The sequence below is a fragment of the Anaerosalibacter sp. Marseille-P3206 genome (assembly GCF_900155565.1).
Taxonomy (GTDB): Bacteria; Bacillota; Clostridia; order Tissierellales; family Sporanaerobacteraceae; genus FUHM01.
The window spans coordinates 169,836-189,359 of record NZ_FUHM01000002.1 but is presented as its reverse complement, the minus strand read 5'-3'; the positions used below and the strand labels follow the sequence as shown (position 1 = coordinate 189,359).

Annotated in this window: 18 protein-coding genes; 11 read left to right on the top strand and 7 right to left on the bottom strand. The window is 27.8% G+C overall.

Annotation, left to right across the window (positions count from 1 at the left end):
• Positions 1-20 precede the first annotated feature (20 nt).
• The 4 genes from BQ9840_RS02135 to BQ9840_RS02120 all read left to right on the top strand — a co-directional run bounded on the left by BQ9840_RS02135 (position 21) and on the right by BQ9840_RS02120 (position 4,009).
• Positions 21-1,082 (top strand): M42 family metallopeptidase, encoded by a 1,062-nt coding sequence (locus BQ9840_RS02135; protein ID WP_077367598.1) that lies wholly within the window; start codon positions 21-23, stop codon positions 1,080-1,082.
• On the top strand, positions 1,073-2,101 hold the full coding sequence (locus BQ9840_RS02130) for a M42 family metallopeptidase (RefSeq protein WP_077367596.1): 1,029 nt from the start codon (positions 1,073-1,075) through the stop codon (positions 2,099-2,101). The genes BQ9840_RS02135 and BQ9840_RS02130 overlap by 10 nt, the downstream gene beginning before the upstream one ends.
• Positions 2,091-3,089 (top strand): M42 family metallopeptidase, encoded by a 999-nt coding sequence (locus BQ9840_RS02125; RefSeq protein WP_077367594.1) that lies wholly within the window; start codon positions 2,091-2,093, stop codon positions 3,087-3,089. Before BQ9840_RS02130 ends, BQ9840_RS02125 begins: the two co-directional genes overlap by 11 nt.
• A 329-nt stretch (positions 3,090-3,418) precedes the next feature.
• Positions 3,419-4,009, top strand: coding sequence for a MerR family transcriptional regulator (locus BQ9840_RS02120; RefSeq protein WP_077367592.1), 591 nt, complete (start codon positions 3,419-3,421; stop codon positions 4,007-4,009).
• Between the two features lie 48 nt (positions 4,010-4,057).
• Here BQ9840_RS02120 and BQ9840_RS02115 read toward each other — a convergent pair whose 3' ends face one another.
• Positions 4,058-5,251 carry a pyridoxal phosphate-dependent aminotransferase gene (locus BQ9840_RS02115; protein WP_077367590.1) on the bottom strand — a complete coding sequence of 398 codons (1,194 nt, stop codon included), beginning with the start codon at positions 5,249-5,251 and terminating at the stop codon, positions 4,058-4,060.
• A 241-nt stretch (positions 5,252-5,492) separates the two neighbouring features.
• Between BQ9840_RS02115 and miaB the strand changes: the two genes are divergently transcribed.
• The 6 genes from miaB (at position 5,493) to BQ9840_RS02090 (ending at position 13,973) form a co-directional block, all read left to right on the top strand.
• The gene (gene miaB / locus BQ9840_RS02110) at positions 5,493-6,854 is read left to right on the top strand and encodes a tRNA (N6-isopentenyl adenosine(37)-C2)-methylthiotransferase MiaB (protein ID WP_077367588.1); all 1,362 of its coding nucleotides are present in this window, start codon (positions 5,493-5,495) and stop codon (positions 6,852-6,854) included.
• 26 nt (positions 6,855-6,880) lie between these two features.
• Positions 6,881-9,508 (top strand): DNA mismatch repair protein MutS, encoded by a 2,628-nt coding sequence (gene mutS, locus BQ9840_RS02105; RefSeq protein WP_077367586.1) that lies wholly within the window; start codon positions 6,881-6,883, stop codon positions 9,506-9,508.
• A gap of 12 nt (positions 9,509-9,520) precedes the next feature.
• Positions 9,521-11,356 (top strand): DNA mismatch repair endonuclease MutL, encoded by a 1,836-nt coding sequence (gene mutL / locus BQ9840_RS02100; protein ID WP_097677452.1) that lies wholly within the window; start codon positions 9,521-9,523, stop codon positions 11,354-11,356.
• Between the two features lie 12 nt (positions 11,357-11,368).
• Positions 11,369-12,319: a tRNA (adenosine(37)-N6)-dimethylallyltransferase MiaA gene (gene miaA / locus BQ9840_RS12360; RefSeq protein WP_097677451.1), complete on the top strand. Its 951-nt coding sequence runs from the start codon at positions 11,369-11,371 to the stop codon at positions 12,317-12,319.
• 18 nt (positions 12,320-12,337) lie between these two features.
• Positions 12,338-12,577 carry an RNA chaperone Hfq gene (gene hfq / locus BQ9840_RS02095; protein ID WP_369800159.1) on the top strand — a complete coding sequence of 80 codons (240 nt, stop codon included), beginning with the start codon at positions 12,338-12,340 and terminating at the stop codon, positions 12,575-12,577.
• A gap of 88 nt (positions 12,578-12,665) precedes the next feature.
• Positions 12,666-13,973, top strand: coding sequence for a methionine gamma-lyase family protein (locus BQ9840_RS02090; protein ID WP_077367582.1), 1,308 nt, complete (start codon positions 12,666-12,668; stop codon positions 13,971-13,973).
• 5 nt (positions 13,974-13,978) lie between these two features.
• Here the strand turns inward: BQ9840_RS02090 and lexA are convergent, their stop codons facing one another.
• Positions 13,979-14,599, bottom strand: coding sequence for a transcriptional repressor LexA (gene lexA, locus BQ9840_RS02085; protein ID WP_077367580.1), 621 nt, complete (start codon positions 14,597-14,599; stop codon positions 13,979-13,981).
• Between the two features lie 213 nt (positions 14,600-14,812).
• On the opposite strand from lexA, the gene BQ9840_RS02080 reads away from it, so the two are divergent.
• Complete coding sequence (locus BQ9840_RS02080; RefSeq protein ID WP_077367578.1) at positions 14,813-15,127, top strand: cell division suppressor protein YneA; 315 nt, start codon at positions 14,813-14,815, stop codon at positions 15,125-15,127.
• A gap of 4 nt (positions 15,128-15,131) precedes the next feature.
• Here the strand turns inward: BQ9840_RS02080 and BQ9840_RS02075 are convergent, their stop codons facing one another.
• From BQ9840_RS02075 to BQ9840_RS02055, 5 genes are all read right to left on the bottom strand, one after another.
• Positions 15,132-16,112 (bottom strand): tyrosine recombinase XerC, encoded by a 981-nt coding sequence (locus BQ9840_RS02075; RefSeq protein ID WP_077367576.1) that lies wholly within the window; start codon positions 16,110-16,112, stop codon positions 15,132-15,134.
• Positions 16,113-16,536: 424 nt separating this feature from the next.
• The gene (locus tag BQ9840_RS02070) at positions 16,537-17,730 is read right to left on the bottom strand and encodes a pyridoxal phosphate-dependent aminotransferase (RefSeq protein WP_077367574.1); all 1,194 of its coding nucleotides are present in this window, start codon (positions 17,728-17,730) and stop codon (positions 16,537-16,539) included.
• Positions 17,731-17,815: 85 nt separating this feature from the next.
• On the bottom strand, positions 17,816-18,199 hold the full coding sequence (locus tag BQ9840_RS02065) for a PadR family transcriptional regulator (RefSeq protein ID WP_077367572.1): 384 nt from the start codon (positions 18,197-18,199) through the stop codon (positions 17,816-17,818).
• Positions 18,186-19,016: a PHP domain-containing protein gene (locus BQ9840_RS02060; protein ID WP_077367570.1), complete on the bottom strand. Its 831-nt coding sequence runs from the start codon at positions 19,014-19,016 to the stop codon at positions 18,186-18,188. The genes BQ9840_RS02065 and BQ9840_RS02060 overlap by 14 nt, the downstream gene beginning before the upstream one ends.
• 116 nt (positions 19,017-19,132) lie before the next feature.
• Positions 19,133-19,393: a stage V sporulation protein S gene (locus BQ9840_RS02055; protein ID WP_077367568.1), complete on the bottom strand. Its 261-nt coding sequence runs from the start codon at positions 19,391-19,393 to the stop codon at positions 19,133-19,135.
• Positions 19,394-19,524: the final 131 nt, after the last annotated feature.

The window sequence follows — 19,524 nt, the reverse complement described above, 5'->3', positions numbered from 1 at the left end:
ATATAAAAGGGGGCATAGTTATGATTACAGACCTGTTTCTTGAAAAATTATGTAACTTAGATGGTGTATCTGGTTACGAAAGTAGACTTAATGAATCAATTATTGAAGCTTTTAGAAAATATACTGAAAAAATAGAAATCGATAAGCTAGGGAATATTATTGCAGTTAAAGAAGGCAATGTAAAAGTAGATGATAAAAAAATAAAAATCATGATAGCTGGCCATATGGATGAAATTGGACTAATTATAACAAAAATTGAAGACAATGGATTTTTAAGGTTTTCTAATATAGGAGGGATAGATCCTCGAACTTTATTGGGACAAGAAGTAATCGTACATGGAAAAGAGGATATCTTTGGTGTAATAGGCGCTAAACCTCCACATCTCCAAGAACCTTCTGAAAGAGATAAAGCTGTAAAAAAAGAAGATATGTCTATTGATGTCGGTTATGAAAAAGAAGAAGTTGAAAAATTAATAAGTATTGGTGACTATGTAACAATTAGAAGGAGTTTAAACAAGTTACAAGGCAGATCAGTTACTTCTAAAGCTCTTGATGATAGAGCTGGAATAGCGACAATGTATGAGTGTGCTAAAGAACTATCCAAAATAAATCATGAAGCAGACGTATATTTTGTATCAACAGTGCAAGAAGAAGTGGGAACAAGAGGTGCAATTACAAGTACTTACAACATTAATCCTGATATAGGTATAGCTATAGATGTAGGTTTTGGGTCTACACCTGAATTGCCCAAAGAAGAAACATTAGAAATGGGCAAAGGTCCTGGTATAACTATTGGAGGAAATATTCACCCAGGGCTAAGGGATCATATTTCAAAAGTAGGAAAAGAATATAATATACCAATACAATTTGAAATATGTCCTGGCCCAACAGGAACAGATGCAAGAAGTATTCAGATAACTAGAGAAGGTATTCCAACGCTATGTATATCAATTCCTCTAAGATATATGCATACTTCAGTTGAAGTTATAAATATGACAGACATAGAAAATACAGCTAAATTATTAGCCTTCTTTATAGGGTCAATTTCTAAAGATAATTTGGAGGGATTCTTATGTTATTAAAAGAATTAACAGAAGCATTTGGCGTATCTGGTAATGAAAAGGAAGTTAGAGATTTAATATTAAATGAAATAAAAGACTTTGTTACAGATATCAAAGTAGACAAAATCGGTAATATCATTGCATATAAAAAAGGTAAAATTGATTCTCCAAAGCTAATGATTACTGCTCATATGGACGAAGTTGGCCTAATGATTACAGGTATAGATAATTCGGGACTTTTAAAATTTACAACTGTTGGTGGAATTGATAAAAGAATATTAGTTTCTAAAACTGTTAGAATAGGAAAAAATAAAATAAATGGTGTAATAGGTTCAAAACCAATTCACTTACAGGACAAAGATGAGTGGTCTAAAGCATTGGATATAAAAAATCTATATATAGATATAGGTGTTAATACTAAAGAAGAAGCGGAAAAATTAGTTTCTATTGGTGATTACGTTATGTTTAATAGTGAATATATAGAATTCGGAAATAATCTTATTAAAGCTAAAGCACTTGATAATAGAGTTGGTTGCAGTGTACTTATAGACCTACTAAAAGAAGAAACAGATTTAAGTTTTTATGGAGTATTTACAGTTATGGAAGAAGTAGGGCTTGTTGGAGCTGGCCCTGCAGCTTATAGTGTTGAACCAGATATTAGTATTATCTTAGAAGGAACTCTTTGTGCAGATACTCCTGGCACTGAAGACCATATGATACCAACAAAACTTGGACATGGTCCTGCAATTTCATTAATGGATAGAACAACATTATTTGATGTTAATTTAAGACAAAAAATAGTATCTATTGCTAAAGAAAATAATATCCCTTATCAGTTTAGGAAAACAACTTTTGGAGGTAATGATTCAGGTAAAATTCATTTAGCTAAAAAGGGATCTGTTACATCTACTATTTCAGTTCCTTGCAGATACATACATTCACCTGTATCTGTTATGTCTAAAAAAGATTATTATAATACACATAAATTATTATTAGCTATTATTAATAAAATAGAAGAGGGGGATTTTAATGAATTTTAATAGTGAATTATTAAAAAACTTACTAAGTATTTATTCTCCATCTGGCAATGAAAACAATGTTAGAGAATTTATTAAATCAGAAATTAAAGATTATGTAGATGAAATTGAAGTAGATGCACTAGGTAATTTAATTGCTAGAAAAAAAGGTAATGGTAAAAAAATAATGATTGCTGCTCATATGGATCAAATAGGCCTTATGGTTACACATATTGATGATAAAGGTTTTCTAAGGTTTACAAACGTAGGTGGTATTTCTCCATTTGTTTCACTATCTCAAAAGGTAGTATTTGAAAATGGAGTTGTAGGAATAATAGGTAGTGAGCCTGTAGAAGATATGAATAAACTTAATTTAGAAAATATGTATATTGATATAGGAGTATTTAGCAAAGAAGAAGCTGAAGCTAAAATCAATATAGGAGATATATGTGTTTACAAAACAGAATATGATGAAAATGAAAATGTAGTATCATCTAAATGTCTAGATGATAGAGTTGGATGCTTTGTAGCTATTGAAACAATTAAAAAAATCAAAGATAATATAAATGATTTATATTTTGTATTTACAGTTCAAGAAGAAGTTGGTCTAAGAGGTGCAAAAACTTCAGCTTATAGGATAAATCCTGATATGGGTATCGCATTGGATGTAACAGGCAGTGGGGATACTCCTAAAGCAAAGACATTTGATGTTTGTCTAGGTAAAGGTACTGCTATTAAAGTTAAAGATAATTCTATTTTAACTCATCCTAAAGTAAAAGAACTAATGAAAGATGTTGCAAGGGAAAATAATATTAAATATCAAATGGAAGTGTTAGAATTTGGTGGTACTGATTCTGGTGCTATTCATTTAACTAGAGAAGGTATTCCATCTGGAGTTATTTCAATACCAACAAGATACGTTCATTCAACAGTAGAAATGGCATCTAAAAATGATATACTATCTTCTATCGATTTACTAACTAAAATATTAGAAAAAGAAATCTTATTCTAAGAAAAGCTACTATCAAAACAATAAAATATGGATAACTTTTCTTGAAACTCATTGACGGAAAATTATTTTGGATTTAGAAAAGACTGGCTAAGCCAGTCTTTTTTTTAACCTATTTTAATATGTAACCAAAATTATTTTATCTGTATATATGATTAATTTGAAAGATAGTGTCGACCATTTTATCTTTTTGGCACAAATAAATAATTTTAATTATATTATGTTAATATATGTCATTAAAAAAATGAAAAACATTTATAATATAAAAAGGAAATATACAATTGTTAGAGAATAATATAAGAGAACTGTATTTTAAGGGGGTATAAGAAGAGATGGATATTGATGAAAAATATACAATTTCAGAAATGGCTGAGATTATAGATTATCCTCCTCATGTACTTAGATATTATGAAAAGGAATTTGAAATTGATATACCAAGAAATGAATCAAATCACAGATACTATACTTATAAGGAAATAGAATTATTTCAATATATAAAGGAATTACAAGAAAAAGGCTTTAACAATAAGCAAATAAAAACAATAATAGAATCTCCAGAAGAATTAGTTGATGAACAAGATGAATTAGCATTAACAAGATTAACATCATTAGAAAAAATTGATACTAGAAGTTTATGTAGTGAAATAAGTACTAATCTATATGAAAAGATATATGATGATTTAAAACCATTACTGGAATTAAAATATGATAATAATCAAAAATTGATTTTAGAGCTAAAAGATGAGTTAGAAAAACTTAGAAAAGAAATAAGTAGTAAAGAAAGAGATGTATTAATATGTGAAAATGCGAAGCTTAAAATGAAAGTAAAAGAAAAATCATATGAAGTTGCTGAGTTAAGAGAACAGATTAAGAGAAAAGAAAATTCAAATAAGAATATCTTTAAAAAAATATTTAGATTATAATTTAATATTAAGTTATAAAAGAGCAGGTAATACCTGCTCTTTTTAGATTTATTTTCTACCTGGATAAACTTTTAATGCTTCATCTAATAAGTACATAGCTCGTTCTAAATCATTTACATTTAGACAATAGGAAATTCTAACTTCATCCTTACCTAAACCTTTAGTTGCATAGAATCCTTCCGCAGGTGCCATCATTACAGTTTCGTTGTCTATATCAAATTCTTGCAACATCCAAACTACAAACTTCTCTGCATCGTCTATTGGTAGCTTAGCAATAACATAAAATGCTCCATGAGGCTTTTCACATACTACGCCATCCATTTTCTTTAACGCTTCGTATACAACATCTCTTCTTTTTTCATATTCTTCATTTGTTTCTTTAAAATAAGAATCTGGTACATTTATTAAGTTTGCTGCTCCTATTTGCTCAATAGTTGGAACACAAAGTCTTCCTTGACAAAGCTTTAATATTTGCTTCATTAATTCTTTATTTTTTGAAGCAATACAGCCTATTCTTGCACCACATGCACTATATCGTTTTGATATACTATCAGTTATAATAACTCTGTCTTTTACATCTTCAATTTTTGCAAAACTCATTGATTCTAATCCATCATATACAAATTCTCTATAAACCTCATCAGCTATAATGAAAAGATTATGCTCTTTTGCAATTTCACTTAACATATATAATTCTTCTTTTGTATAAATGGTACCAGTTGGATTTCCTGGATTTGAAAATAATATTGCCTTTGTTCTTGGGGTTATTACTTTTTCTATTTCTGCTTTTTCAGGTAGGTGGAAACCGTTTTCTGCTTTTGTAGTTATAGGTACGACTTTTACACCTGCCATGTTACCAAAGCCATTATAGTTTGTATAGAAAGGTTCTGGAACTAATACTTCATCTTGATAGTCACAAACTGCTATAAGAGAAAATACTAATGCCTCACTTCCCCCATTAGTAACAAGAATTTCATCTTCATCAAAATGAATATCATATTTTTCATAGTATTGTTTAATACTATTAATTAATTCAGGCATTCCTTGTGATAAAGAGTAAGCCAATACTTCTTCTTTAAATCCTTTAACAGCATCGAAAAATTCATCTGGTGTTTTGATATCTGGTTGCCCTATGTTTAAGTGATAAACTTTTTTACCTTTCTTTTTTGCTTCTTGGGCAAAAGGTACTAGTTTTCTAATTGGTGATTGTTGCATAGATGTTATTCTTTGAGAAAAATTCATAAAAACAGCCCTCCTCTTATTATGAAAAACGATTATTATATACACATCTATAATACCATAAAACATTATTTATTAAAAGTTAGATTAATTTTTTAACAACCAATTAATTCAAATATGTACTTCTCTTTTATAAATATAGTATTATTCACTTATGTATTGAATAAAGTTTTTATGAGTTGACATAAAAATATGATATAATAATGTAGATAAAAACAATGAAAAGATTTACGGAGGTATATAAATGAGTTTAAACAAAGAAATAGAAAAATATGCGAGTCTAGGAAAAGGGAAAAAATACATTATTTATTCTATGGGTTGTCAAATGAATGATCATGACTCAGAGAAAATATCATATATATTAGAAAATATGGGTTATAAACCAACTGATAATAAAGAAGATAGTGATTTGATTATATTTAATACATGCTTAGTAAGAGAAAATGCTGAACTAAAAGTTTATGGTCAATTAGGTGCTTTAAAGCATTTGAAACGCATTAAACAAGATTTAATAATAGGAATATGTGGCTGTATGCCACAAAGAGAAAATATAAGAGAATATATAACAACTAAACTTAAACATGTTGACTTAATTTTTGGACCTAATAATATTCATAAACTACCTCAATTAATAAACAATCATCTTCAAACGGGAAAAACTGAGATAGATATAGTAGAAGACAGTAGAGAAATTCTAGAAGATATACATTACAATAGAAAATATAGCTATAAATCTTTTGTAAATATTATGTATGGTTGTAATAATTTTTGTACTTATTGTATAGTTCCTTATACAAGAGGTAGAGAAAGCAGTAGAGAACCTAAAAATATATTAAGAGAAATCGAACTACTTGCAGAAGAAGGCTGTAAAGAAGTAACTTTACTAGGTCAAAACGTAAATTCTTATGGCAAGACCCTAGATAATCCAGTTACTTTTGCTGAACTATTAAGGGAAGTAAATAAAATAAAAGGAATTGAAAGAATTAGATTTATGACTTCTCATCCAAAAGATATGTCAGATGAGTTAATTTATGCTATGAGAGACTGTGAAAAAGTTTGTGAACATTTACATTTGCCTGTGCAATCAGGTAGTAATATATTACTAGAAAGTATGAATAGAAAATATACTGTGGAACATTATTTAAGTCTAATAGATAAAGTAAAGAAAGAAATTCCAAACATTGCTTTGACTACAGATATAATTGTAGGATTTCCAGGAGAAACAGAAAAAGATTTTCAGGATACATTAGAACTTGTAAAACAAGTTAAATATGATTCCGCATTTACTTTTCTATATTCTATAAGGGAAGGTACTATTGCTGCAAAAATGAAGGATCAAATACCTGACGACTTAAAACATGAGAGATTTGAAAGATTATTAGATACTCTATATCCTATTTTTTATGAAAATAATAAAAAATATAAAGATAAAATTGTTGATGTATTAGTAGAAGATGTAAGTAAAACTGATGATAAAATTCTAAGTGGTAGAACTAGAACAAATAAGTTAATACATTTTAAAGGAGATAAAAATTTAATTGGAAAATTTGTTAATGTAAAAGTTACGGATTTTAAAACTTTTACAATGGAAGGAAAAATAGTTTAACCTTCTAATTAAATGGAGGGATTTTTTTGGATAATTTAACACCTATGATGAAACAGTATACGAGTGTAAAATCTAAATATAATGATTGTATATTATTTTTTAGACTTGGAGATTTTTATGAGATGTTTTTTGAAGATGCTCTTAAGGCATCTAAAGAACTTGAAATTACACTGACTAAGAGAGAATGTGGCCAGAAAGAGAAAGCCCCTATGTGTGGGGTTCCATATCACGCTGCTGATAGTTATATATCCAAATTAATTGAAAAAGGCTATAAGGTAGCAATATGTGAACAATTAGAAGATCCTGCAACTGCAAAAGGTATAGTTAAGAGAGATGTTATAAGAGTAATAACACCAGGAACAATAATGGATTCTAAAGTTCTAGATGAAAAAACAAATAATTATTTAGCTAGTGTCTTTATGGATGATAAAGGTGTAGGTATTTCATATGTAGATATATCTACAGGAGAATTGTATACTACTGAATTTAAAGGTAATATCAAAAATAATTCTATTGCATTATTAGATGAATTAGGCAAAATAATACCTTCAGAAATAATTGTCAACAGTATTGTTTATGAAAATCAAAAGTTAAAGAAAACAATAGAAAATAAAATAAATCCTTATATAGCAAAATATAGAGATGAAGATATTAGTTATAAGTCTTCTAATGAAAGCATAATGAAGTATTTTGATAAAAATTCTATAGATTGTTTTAAAGATATAAATGGAAAAGTACACTCTGTTGTATCTACAGGTATATTATTAGATTACCTTCAAGATACGCAAAAGATGACAACCAATCATATAAATAATATTTCTTATTATTCTATTGATAATTATATGGCATTGGATTTAAATACAAGAATAAACTTGGAAATCAATGAAACAATCAGAGGCAAAGAAAAAAAAGGTTCTCTAATATGGTTATTAGATAAGACATCTACAGCAATGGGGGGAAGGCTTTTAAAAAGATGGCTAGAACAACCATTGTTAAATATTAAAGATATAGAGTATAGATTAGATATAATTGAAACTTTTACTGATGATATAATTTTAATGGACGAAATAAAAGGGTATTTAAAAGATATATATGATTTAGAGAGAATAATGGGGAAAATAGCATATGGAAATTGTAATGGAAGAGATTTGATTTGTTTGAAAAATTCCATTGAAGTACTTCCTAGCCTAAAGCAAAGGCTTATGAGTACTGCTAATTCAAAATTAATTCAACTAGGAGAAAGTATAGACCCTTTAAATGATTTATATATTCTAATAGATAATTCTATTGTAGATGATCCTCCTATTACAATAAAGGATGGAGGAATTATAAAGCCTGATTTTAATAGTGAAATTAGTGAGCTTAGAGATATTTCTACCCATGGTAAAGAGTGGTTAGCTAAATTAGAAGATACTGAAAAGCAAAAAACTGGCATAAAAACCTTAAAAATAGGATACAACAAAGTTTTTGGATATTATATTGATGTAACCAAATCATATTTGAACTTAGTGCCTGAATATTATATAAGAAAACAAACATTATCTAATTCTGAAAGATATATAACACCTGAATTAAAAGAAATGGAAGCAAAGATACTTGGTGCTGAAGAAAAATTAGTAGAATTAGAATATGAAGTTTTTATTCAAGTTAGAGATATGATAAAGAATGAAATGGAAAGAGTTCAAATGGTCAGCAAGATAATTGCAAAGATTGATGGGTTAAATTCATTGAGCCAAGTTGCATATACTAATAATTACGTAAGACCAGAATTAAATAATGATGGAATAATTGAAATTAAAAATGGAAGACATCCTGTAGTTGAAAAAATGTTAAAAGAAACTATGTTTGTACCAAATGATACCTATTTAAATAGAGATAAACAAAGAGTATTAATAATAACTGGTCCTAATATGGCTGGAAAATCAACTTATATGAGACAAGTAGCTATAATTACTTTAATGGCTCAAGTAGGAAGTTTTGTACCTGCTGAGTATGCTAATATTGGTGTTGTAGATAGGATATTTACTAGAATAGGTGCCTCTGATAATCTTTCACAAGGGGAAAGTACTTTTATGGTTGAAATGAATGAAGTATCAAATATTATTCAAAATGCAACGAAAGACTCATTAATAATATTAGATGAAGTAGGAAGAGGTACAAGCACATTTGATGGATTGAGTATTGCTTGGTCTGTTATTGAATATATCGCTAATAATATAAAGGCTAAAACACTTTTTGCAACACATTATCATGAACTAACAAAATTAGAAGAAGATATGGAAGGTATTGTTAACTATAATATATTAGTTGAGGAAAAAGGAGAAGAAATAATTTTCCTTAGAAAAATAGTTCGAGGAGGTACTGATAGAAGTTATGGAATTGAAGTTGCTAGATTAGCTGGAATAAATGATTCAATCATAAAAAGAGCTCGTGAAATATTAAAGTCCATTGAAAATCAAAAAAATAATAATATAACAATCAAAGAATCTGATAATGATGTCTCAACAGAAACTTCACTAGAACAAATAAGTTTTTTTGATAACAATAATAAAAAATTTATAGATAAAATTAAGAATATCGATGTTATTAAATTGACACCAATGGATACTATGAATATTTTGTATGATTTAGTTGAAGAGGCTAAGAAACTCTAAGGAGAGAAAACAATGAATAATGATATTAAATTATTAGACAATATAACAATTAGTAAGATAGCTGCAGGAGAGATAATAGAGAGGCCTTTTTCAGTTGTCAAAGAACTAATAGAAAATTCAATTGATGCAAATTCTAATAATATAATTATACAAATAGCTAATGGTGGTAAAGATTATATTAGAGTAACTGACAATGGGGTGGGAATAAAAGAAGAACAAATTGATTTAGCTTTTTTAAGACATTCAACTAGTAAGATTTCTAACATTGATGATTTGGAAAACATATATTCTTTAGGTTTTAGAGGAGAAGCCTTAGCTAGCATATGTATGGTAAGCAAGGTGGAAACTTTAACTAGAACATCAGACAGCATAAAGGGAATAAGAGTTTTATTAGAAGAAGGGAAGATAGTTAATAAAGATTGGATTGGATGTCCTACAGGTACTTCAATGATTGTTAAAGATCTTTTTTATAATATACCTGTTAGACAAAAGTTTTTGAAAAAGGATACAGTTGAGGGGAATCTTATTAGTGATGTTGTCTATAAACTAGCACTAGGTAATCCAGAGATATCTTTTAAATATATCAAGGATAATAAAATAACATTAAAGACTCCTGGAAATGGTAATATTAGTTCAAATATTTACTCTGTTTTAGGAAAAGATTTCATTGATAATTTAAAGTATTTTTCTTATAATGATAAAAGTATAGAAATTGAAGGTTTTTTATCTAAAAATAATTTTCATAGAGGTAATAGGAAACATCAGTATATTTTTGTTAACGGTAGATGTGTAAAAAATGACGAGATTACAAAAACTATAGAAGGATGTTATAAATCATTAATACCAATAAATAAGTATCCAGTATTTATATTATATATAAAAATCGATCCAAAAATGATAGATGTAAATATACACCCAACAAAAGAAGAAATTAAGTTTACTAATCAAGATGAACTAAATAATTTATTTAATAAAATAACTAAAAACAATTTAAATGAAATTGTTACTATACCTAAAATTGAAGTAACTCAAATTGGATCAGAAAAAGAATCTATGAATTTTTTAGATGAGCTAATTTTTGATAATAAATTAGATAAAGTAGATAATAAAATAGATATATCTAATGAAACAATTATTGATAAAAATTATAAAAATCATAAAGACATATTTAACGAATGTAATTCCATAGAAGAATCAATTAACACTTATAATCCAAAAGTTGAGGATTACTCTTTAAGAGAGAAATCAATTAATATCTCAAATGCAATTACTAATTCTAATATTGTAGGTGTATTGTTTAGAACCTATATAATATTAGAAGACAGAAATCAAGATGAATTCTATATATTAGATCAACATGCTGCTCATGAAAGGATAATGTATGAAAAATACAAAGATGAATTTGAAAATGAGGAAGTAGTAATTCAAAAATTACTTACACCCTTAATTATAGATTTAACAAGTAGTGAGATGGATGTAGTAGTTGAACATAAGCCTTTATTTATTAGTTTAGGTTTTGACATTGAAGAATTTGGTATTAATACAATTGCATTAAGAGGTGTACCTTTAGTTTTTGGTAAACCAAATATGGAAAAACTATTTTTTGATGTACTAGATAATATTAAAGATGATATTAAAAGTAACTATGATTTAAATACAGATAAGATTGCAAAGATAGCTTGTTCAAATGCAATAAAAGGTGGAGACAAGATTTCTAACATTGAAATAAAAGAATTATTAAATCAACTACTTGAAGTAAAAAACCCATATACTTGTCCTCACGGAAGGCCTGTTATAATTAAAATGAATAGAAGAGAATTAGAAAAAGAATTTAGTAGAATTATGTAAAGGATGATTTATATGGCAAAAAAAATACCCTTGTTTTTATTAGTGGGACCAACGGGTATTGGTAAAACAGCAATATCTATAAGTCTTGCAAAAAAACTTAATGGAGAAATAGTATCTGCTGATTCAGCGCAAATATATAAATATATGAACATTGGAACGGCTAAAATAACTAAAGATGAAATGAGTGGAATTCCTCATTATTTAATTGATATAGTTTATCCTGATGAAGAATTTACTGTTTCAGATTTTAAAGAAAATGCAACTAAATATATATATGACATTCATAATATTAATAAGCTTCCTATGGTCGTAGGAGGAACAGGCTTATATATTAATTCTTTAGTATATGATTTAAGCTTTACTCAAGTTCCTCCAAATTATGAGTTTAGAGAGAAATATGAAAAAATTGCTGATAAATATGGTAATGAATTTATATATAATGAGCTTAAAAATATTGATCCTGACTCTACAAATAGAATACATATAAATGATAGGAAACGTATAATTCGTGCACTAGAAATATATTATGTCACTAAAAAACCTATGTCTATTTATTATAAAGATTTTAGAAAATATAATGAAGATTTTGATGTGATTATGATAGGTTTAAATATGAAAAGAGAAGAATTATATAGAAGAATAAACTATAGAGTAGACAAAATGATTGAAAATGGATTAGTTGAAGAAGTAAGAAGTTTATTAGATATGGGATATTCAGAGAATTTAAATTCTCTCCAAGCCTTGGGTTATAAAGAAATCATTTCATATATTAAGGGAGATTTAACTTTAGATGAGTCTATAGACTTAATTAAAAGAAGTACGCGAAAATTTGCAAAAAGGCAATTGACATGGTTTAGAAGAGATAATAGAATTAAATGGATTGATTTAGATAGTTTCAAAAATTATGATGAAGCATCAGATTATATTTTTAGATATGTTGTAAATTTATTAAATAAAAATTAATTAAAGGAGGGGTAAATATTGAAAACAACTATGAATTTACAAGATGTATTTCTAAACAAAACTAGGAAAGAAAATATTAGTATAACTGTTTATCTAATGAATGGATATCAATTAAAAGGGATTGTTAAAGGTTTTGACAATTATACAATAATATTAGACAGTGACGGAAAACAACAAATGATTTATAAACATGCTATATCTACAATAGTTCCAAGTAAAACTATTAACTACACAAGTAGAGGTAGTGAAGAAGAATAATTGTATTCAGCATACAAATGTCTCTGATAAAATCAGAGGCTTTTGTGTTTATATTTAAAATGTAATTTAATATAGAAAGGTGAAAAAAATGAACGAGTTAACTGTAAATATATTATGTAAACAATTTGGTATAAATAAAGAAATTATTAACTATGTAAATATGAAAGAACAATTAATTAAAGAAAAATTTAAAGGTATAGATTCTATTAAGGAATATAATCAATATAAAGTTATAAGTGGAATGCAAAAAGCTAAGCTAAGTTCAACTGATTTTTATTGGACAACAGGTTATGGATATGATGATGGTGGTAGAGATAAAACAGAAGAAATATATTCCTATGTATTTAATACTGAAGATGCATTAGTTAGACCAACTATAGCTTCAGGCACTCATGCTATAACTCTTGCATTGTCAGGATTATTACGTCCAGGAGATCAATTATTATCAATTACAGGAAGTCCATATGATACATTGCAAAAGGTAATAGGGGTAGAAGGCAATGAAAAGGGTACATTTATGGATTATGGCATATTATATGATGAAATCCCTTTAGATTGCAATGGACATATAGATATAGATAGAGTTATCAAAGGAATTAATAACAAATGTAAAGTAATATCCATCCAAAGATCTACCGGATATAGTGATAGAAAAGCTATAACTATTGCTGAAATGGAAAGAGCAATTAAAAAAATAAAAGAATGTAAAAAAGATATAATAGTAATGGTTGACAATTGTTATGGAGAATTCCTAGAATTGAGTGAACCTACAGATGTTGGTGCAGATATTATGGCTGGTTCTTTGATTAAGAATCCAGGTGGAGGATTAGCTTTATCTGGTGGTTACATAGTAGGAAAAAGTAACTTAATCGAAATGATTGCAAATAGGATGACAGCTCCAGGCATTGGGAAAGATTGTGGTTTGACTTTTGGAATGACAAGAAATATTCTACAAGGATTGTTTTTAGCCCCACATGTTGTTTCAGAAGCAGTCAAAGGGGCGCTTTTGGTAGCAATAGTATATAGTGGACTGGGTTTTAAAGTTATACCAGAAGTTGATGACATAAGAAGTGATATTATTCAAGGGGTGCAATTTAATAATAGTGAAAGAATAGTTGAGTTTTGTAAAGGTATTCAAAGTGCTTCAACTGTTGATTCTCATTTTGCTCCAATACCATCTGATATGCCTGGATATGAAGATGAAGTAATAATGGCAGCAGGTGGTTTTGTACAAGGCTCTTCAATTGAACTTAGTGCAGATGGACCAATGAGAGAGCCATATTATGCATATTATCAAGGTGGATTGACCTATGAACATTGTAAACTAGGAGTTATGAAATCATTAAATAATTTATATGAAAATAATCTTATAGATAAAGATAAGCTGGCTATATAGCCAGCTTATCTAATTCTTCTGTACAAGCCTATTACTTTCCCTAATATTTGAACATTGGTTGTTATAATAGGAGACATAGCTTCATTCTCAGGTTGCAATCTAATGTGATCTTCTTCCTTAAAAAATCTCTTTACAGTAGCCTCATCATCAAGTAATGCAACAACAATATCTCCATTGTTTGCACTGTTTTGCTGTTTAACTAATACAAAATCGTCATTTAATATACCCGCACCAATCATACTTTCTCCTTGAATTCGCAACATAAATATCGAACCTTTTTCTGCCAATGATACAGGAATAGGGAAAGTATCTTCTATATTTTCTACAGCTAAAATAGGTTGTCCTGCTGTAACTTTTCCAACTATAGGTATATCTACTGTTTTTTTAGGACCAAACATGAAATCTTCATCCTTATATAATACTTCTATAGCTCTTGGCTTAGTTGGATCTTTTCTAATATAACCTTTTTGTTCTAATTTCTCTAAATGACTATGTACAGTGGAGGTTGATTTCAAACCAACTCCAGCACATATTTCTCTAACAGCTGGCGGATAGCCCTTCATTTGAATTTCTCTTTTAATAAATTCTAATATTTCAACTTGTTTTTGAGATAAATCTTCATACACACATATCACCTCACATAATAGATTTTAGTAAACATATAATTAGTAATATATGAAAAAATAGGCAATATAAAAAGATACAATAATCTTATGTTAATTATAGCATATAGATATTATATTTTCAAACATGAGTTCGAAAATTTTCAAAATTGTATTGACACTGAACTCATGTTCGTTTATAATAATATTAACGAACAAATGTTTTGAGGTGATGATTTGAAAAAGAAAAAAATTAGAATCGCTAACAAAAAGAGATTTATAGTTTCTATCTTATTTATAATTTCAATCAGTCTCATAATCACTATAATACTTACAAGTAAAAACAAAGTATACAGTTCAAAATACGAAAAAAAATATGTAGAAGTAACAATAAAAAGAGGAGATACATTATGGAGCATAGCATTAAATAATAAACCCGAAAATTATGATACAAGAGAAATAGTATATGAGATAATGATGGCAAACAATCTAGAAGATTCTAACTTAAATCCTGGTGATGTAATTAAAGTGCCAATAAAAAATGATAAGTAGAAAACTACTTATCATTTTTTATATCACTTTTATGATCTGAAAGAGGATTGCTTTTAACTGCATCTCTAAGTCGTTCGTCATCTATATGTGTATATATTTGAGTAGTAGAAACATTCTCATGACCTAATATTTCTTGTAAAGCTCTTATATCAACATTGCCATACTTATACATTAAAGTAGCTGCTGTATGTCTCAATTTATGTGTGGAATAAACAGATGGATCTAAACCTGATTTCTCTAAGTATCTATCAATCATATGTTGAATTGCTCTATTGCTCATGCGATTTTTTCTCATGCTTAAAAATAAAGCCTTATTTTGGCTATTAACCTTAGGACGAACACTAATATAATCTTCTAATGCTTGAATACATGCATCGTTTAAATATATTGTTCTTTCTTTGTTTCCTTTTCCTAAAACCACTAATGTATCGCCTTTAATTTTATCAATATTAATGCTTTCTAATTCTGATAATCTCAATCCACAATTTAAAAAAAGTGTTATAATTGCATAATCTCTCTTTCTAAAGAAATCACTTTTATTTTGATTTACTACATTTAAAAGTCTTTTAGCTTCATCCAAAGTCAAATACACAGGTTGTCTGTTACCAGTCTTGGGAAATTCCAAGTTATCTGCAGGATTCTTGTCTAATAAATTTATTTTATTATGTAAGTAATCAAAAAAGGATCTAACACTTGCAACTTTTCTAGCTTTAGCATAATTACCATTGCTTCTTTTTTTGTCTACATAGGAGATATAGGCATGTAGGTCTTGGATATTTATTTTTTTAATAAATTCTATATTGATATCTTCAATGCTTATTTCCCCAAAAGGCGTATCTTTTTCAACTAGCCTATACCTAATTTTTAAAAACCTAAAGAATGTTCTTAAATCATAAAAATATTCTTTAGTTGTACTTGAAGATTTACCACGTATAGTTTCCATGTAATTCAAATAATCTTCTAATATTAATGGCATATCGTCCATATTCTCACCGCTTTCTTATTTTTTGATATAAATAGTCGCAAAATGTATATTTTGTGACTATTTATATATTCGACATATGTATTAAAAAATCCTTCTTTACTATAAATTATTTCTTATCTATTTTTTGATATCATTTAAAATCTTAATAAAAAACGCCTCTTAAATCTTCTCATATTACGTTTGATTTGTATTACATATATAATTACATTAGAAACATATAAAAATGCTATACAACTTAAACCACGGCTTTAAAATCAATCTTTGCTTTTATTGCCAATGTTTTATGCATTTAAATAATGTTTTTTATATATTTTGTTAAAATATAAGTTATTTTCCCCTTTTAGCTTATCAAAAAATCAGGCCAAGTTTACATAATAATATTATGTAAACTTGGCCTTTATAATTTATATGACTTTACAAAAAATTAACCTTCAACAATCTTTTTAATTCTTGTTAATCCCTCTTTTATATTTTCCATAGAAGTTGCATATGACAATCTTATATAATCATCATCACCAAAACCAATACCTGGTATTACTGCAACTTTTCCTTCATCTAATAAAAGTTTAGCAAAATCTAATGAGTTTTCAATCTTCATACCTCTAATGGTTTTTCCCTTGATTTGTGTAAGATTGACCATTACATAGAAAGCACCCTTAGGTTTTCTACAACTTAACCCACTTATATCATTAACCATATCAACCATAACATTTCTTCTTTCTTCGAAATGTTCTTTCATCTTTCCTACACTATCTTGATTACCTAATAAACCTTCAACACTAGCGTATTGAGAAATAGAACAAGGATTAGAAGTAGTATGACTTTGAACATTACTCATTATTTTTATTATCTCAGCATTTGCTGCTGCATAACCAATTCTCCAGCCTGTCATTGCATAAGCTTTAGACATTCCATTAATAACAATTGTTAAATCTTTTACATCATTATTTAACGAAGCTATACTTACGTGTTTATCTCCATCATACACTAATTTTTCATATATCTCATCAGATATTATAAATACTTCATTTTCAACAGCCCAATCAGCAATTTTCTTTAGTTCTTCTAAAGTATAAAATGTTCCAGTTGGATTATTAGGACTGTTCAATATAATTGCTTTAGTGTTTTTTGTCATTACACTATTTAAATCTTCTACTGTATATTTAAAACCGTTTTCCTCTTTGGTTTTTATCATAACTGGAACTCCACCAGCAAGTTTTATAAGTTCAGGATAACTAACCCAATAAGGAACAGAAATTATTATTTCATCTCCAGGGTTAGTTATTGCCATCAATGCATTGTATATAGAATGTTTTGCTCCACTAGATATTATTATATTATTAGGTGAATAAGTTAGTCCATTATCTCTTTTTAGCTTTTTACAAATAGCTTCTTTAAGTTCTATTATTCCAGAAGCAGGAGTGTATCTAGTTTTTCCCTCATTAATAGCTTTAATCCCTTCAGCTATAATATTTTCAGGAGTATTAAAATCTGGTTCACCTGCTCCAAAACTAACTACATCAATTCCTTCTGCCTTCATTGCTTTTGCCTTTGCAGTAATTTCTAAAGTAACTGATGGTGAAATTTTTAGTCCTTTTTCTGAAAGTTTTTTATTCATTTTGCTACCTCCAATTTATTATTGTTATTATAGTTATTCTTCTATAAAAAATAACTTAATCCTTCTTTTAAATGTTAAGTTTTTGTCAACATTTAAAACCATATATATCTTTCAAAACAGTTTTTGTTATATGTAAAGAATCTTCGAATATCGGTTTATACATTAATAAAATTACTTTATAATGTTTATAACCCTCATCAGTAAGTCTATATCTCCTAATAGAACGCTTGTCAGGCTCTTCCCACCAACCTATTATATATCCTTGATCTTCTAAATCTCTTAATAAAGGATAAACCATTCCAGGACTTGGTTCCCATTTATTATCTAATCTTTGTTTAATTTCTTCAATAATTTCATTTCCATAATAACTTTTCTCTCTTAATAAATGTAATATATATAACTTAACAAAAGAAGTAGTGCTTAACTTTGAAGGAAACTGTCTATTTCTTTCACCTTTATATGCTGTCATTTTTTCTCCTCCTTTTCAAAGTTTCTAATTTATCAATATCTATATAATAATTACCTAGAGAATACTCACAATTATTTATTGCTCCATGAAAATCAGAACCACCAGTTATAATTAAATTATTCCTTTTAGACATATATATATAATCATCTATTTCTTTTTTTAGATGCTTTGAGTGTATAGCTTCTATACCATCAATCCCAGAATCGATAGCATAATCTATTATATCTTTAACTTTTAGTAAGCCAGGATGTGCTAAAACAGCTATACCATCTATCCTATGAATTAAATTTATTGTATCTGCTATAGATAATTTATACCTTTTTACATAGCCAGGTTTTCCTTTTATTAGATATTTATTAAAAGCATCTTCAATACTATCTGCTAATCCTTTCATTACTAATGCATTTGCAATATGTGGTCTTCCAACAAAATCATCTTTTGCAAATTTCTTTACATCCTCTATAGTAATATTTAATCCAATATTATTTAACTCACTAATAATCTTATATCCTCTCTTAATTCTTTCAGTCTTAAGCTTATCAGTAAGTTTTATTAATTCAGGAGATTTATATTCTATAAAATAACCTAATATATGAACTTCTTCATCATTGTATTCGCAACTAAATTCAATACCAGGAACAACTAAAAAATCCTTATACACTGTACTTCTCTTTATAGCACTATCTATACCTTTAGTTGTATCATGATCTGTAATAGCAATACCATCCAAACCTTTTTTTACTGCTAAATCAACTATTTCCTCTGGTGTAAAAAATCCATCAGAAAAAGTTGTATGTGTATGTAAATCCAGCTTCATAAAAACACTCCTTCTAATAACTAATCGCCATATATATTATACACTTTTTTTATAATACTTAAAATTAAAATCTTCACGTAAAAGAACCTGCTATAGGCAAAGCAGGTTCTAATGTTTTATCTAGGTTCTACAATAAGTTTAATAGCTGTTCTTTCTTCACCATCAATCTCAATATCGGTGAAAGCAGGTATACATATTAAATCCATACCGCTAGGCGCAACAAACCCCCTAGCAATAGCAACTGCTTTAACAGCTTGATTAAGAGCTCCAGCTCCTATAGCTTGAATTTCAGCAGCACCTTTTTCTCTTAATACTCCAGCTAGTGCACCTGCAACAGAATTTGGACTTGATTTTGTTGCAACTTTTAATACATCCATAAAGATGCCTCCCTATTTAGTATTTTTAAAAATTTCAAATAAATTACTATATAATATATATTCTACAAATTTTAATAAAGTCCTCTTTTTTTATTAAAAAGTTTAATATTTTTACAAAACAACTCCTTTTT

What these genes read in the sequence shown, in the direction of transcription:
- BQ9840_RS02135 (WP_077367598.1), top strand. Translation starts at nt 21, where the DNA reads ATGATTACAGACCTGTTTCTTGAAAAATTATGTAACTTAGATGGTGTA.
- BQ9840_RS02130 (WP_077367596.1), top strand. Translation starts at nt 1,073, where the DNA reads ATGTTATTAAAAGAATTAACAGAAGCATTTGGCGTATCTGGTAATGAA.
- BQ9840_RS02125 (WP_077367594.1), top strand. Translation starts at nt 2,091, where the DNA reads ATGAATTTTAATAGTGAATTATTAAAAAACTTACTAAGTATTTATTCT.
- BQ9840_RS02120 (WP_077367592.1), top strand. Translation starts at nt 3,419, where the DNA reads ATGGATATTGATGAAAAATATACAATTTCAGAAATGGCTGAGATTATA.
- BQ9840_RS02115 (WP_077367590.1), bottom strand. Translation starts at nt 5,251, where the DNA reads ATGAATTTTTCTCAAAGAATAACATCTATGCAACAATCACCAATTAGA.
- miaB (WP_077367588.1), top strand. Translation starts at nt 5,493, where the DNA reads ATGAGTTTAAACAAAGAAATAGAAAAATATGCGAGTCTAGGAAAAGGG.
- mutL (WP_097677452.1), top strand. Translation starts at nt 9,521, where the DNA reads ATGAATAATGATATTAAATTATTAGACAATATAACAATTAGTAAGATA.
- miaA (WP_097677451.1), top strand. Translation starts at nt 11,369, where the DNA reads ATGGCAAAAAAAATACCCTTGTTTTTATTAGTGGGACCAACGGGTATT.
- BQ9840_RS02090 (WP_077367582.1), top strand. Translation starts at nt 12,666, where the DNA reads ATGAACGAGTTAACTGTAAATATATTATGTAAACAATTTGGTATAAAT.
- BQ9840_RS02075 (WP_077367576.1), bottom strand. Translation starts at nt 16,112, where the DNA reads ATGGACGATATGCCATTAATATTAGAAGATTATTTGAATTACATGGAA.
- BQ9840_RS02070 (WP_077367574.1), bottom strand. Translation starts at nt 17,730, where the DNA reads ATGAATAAAAAACTTTCAGAAAAAGGACTAAAAATTTCACCATCAGTT.
- BQ9840_RS02065 (WP_077367572.1), bottom strand. Translation starts at nt 18,199, where the DNA reads ATGACAGCATATAAAGGTGAAAGAAATAGACAGTTTCCTTCAAAGTTA.
- BQ9840_RS02060 (WP_077367570.1), bottom strand. Translation starts at nt 19,016, where the DNA reads ATGAAGCTGGATTTACATACACATACAACTTTTTCTGATGGATTTTTT.
- BQ9840_RS02055 (WP_077367568.1), bottom strand. Translation starts at nt 19,393, where the DNA reads ATGGATGTATTAAAAGTTGCAACAAAATCAAGTCCAAATTCTGTTGCA.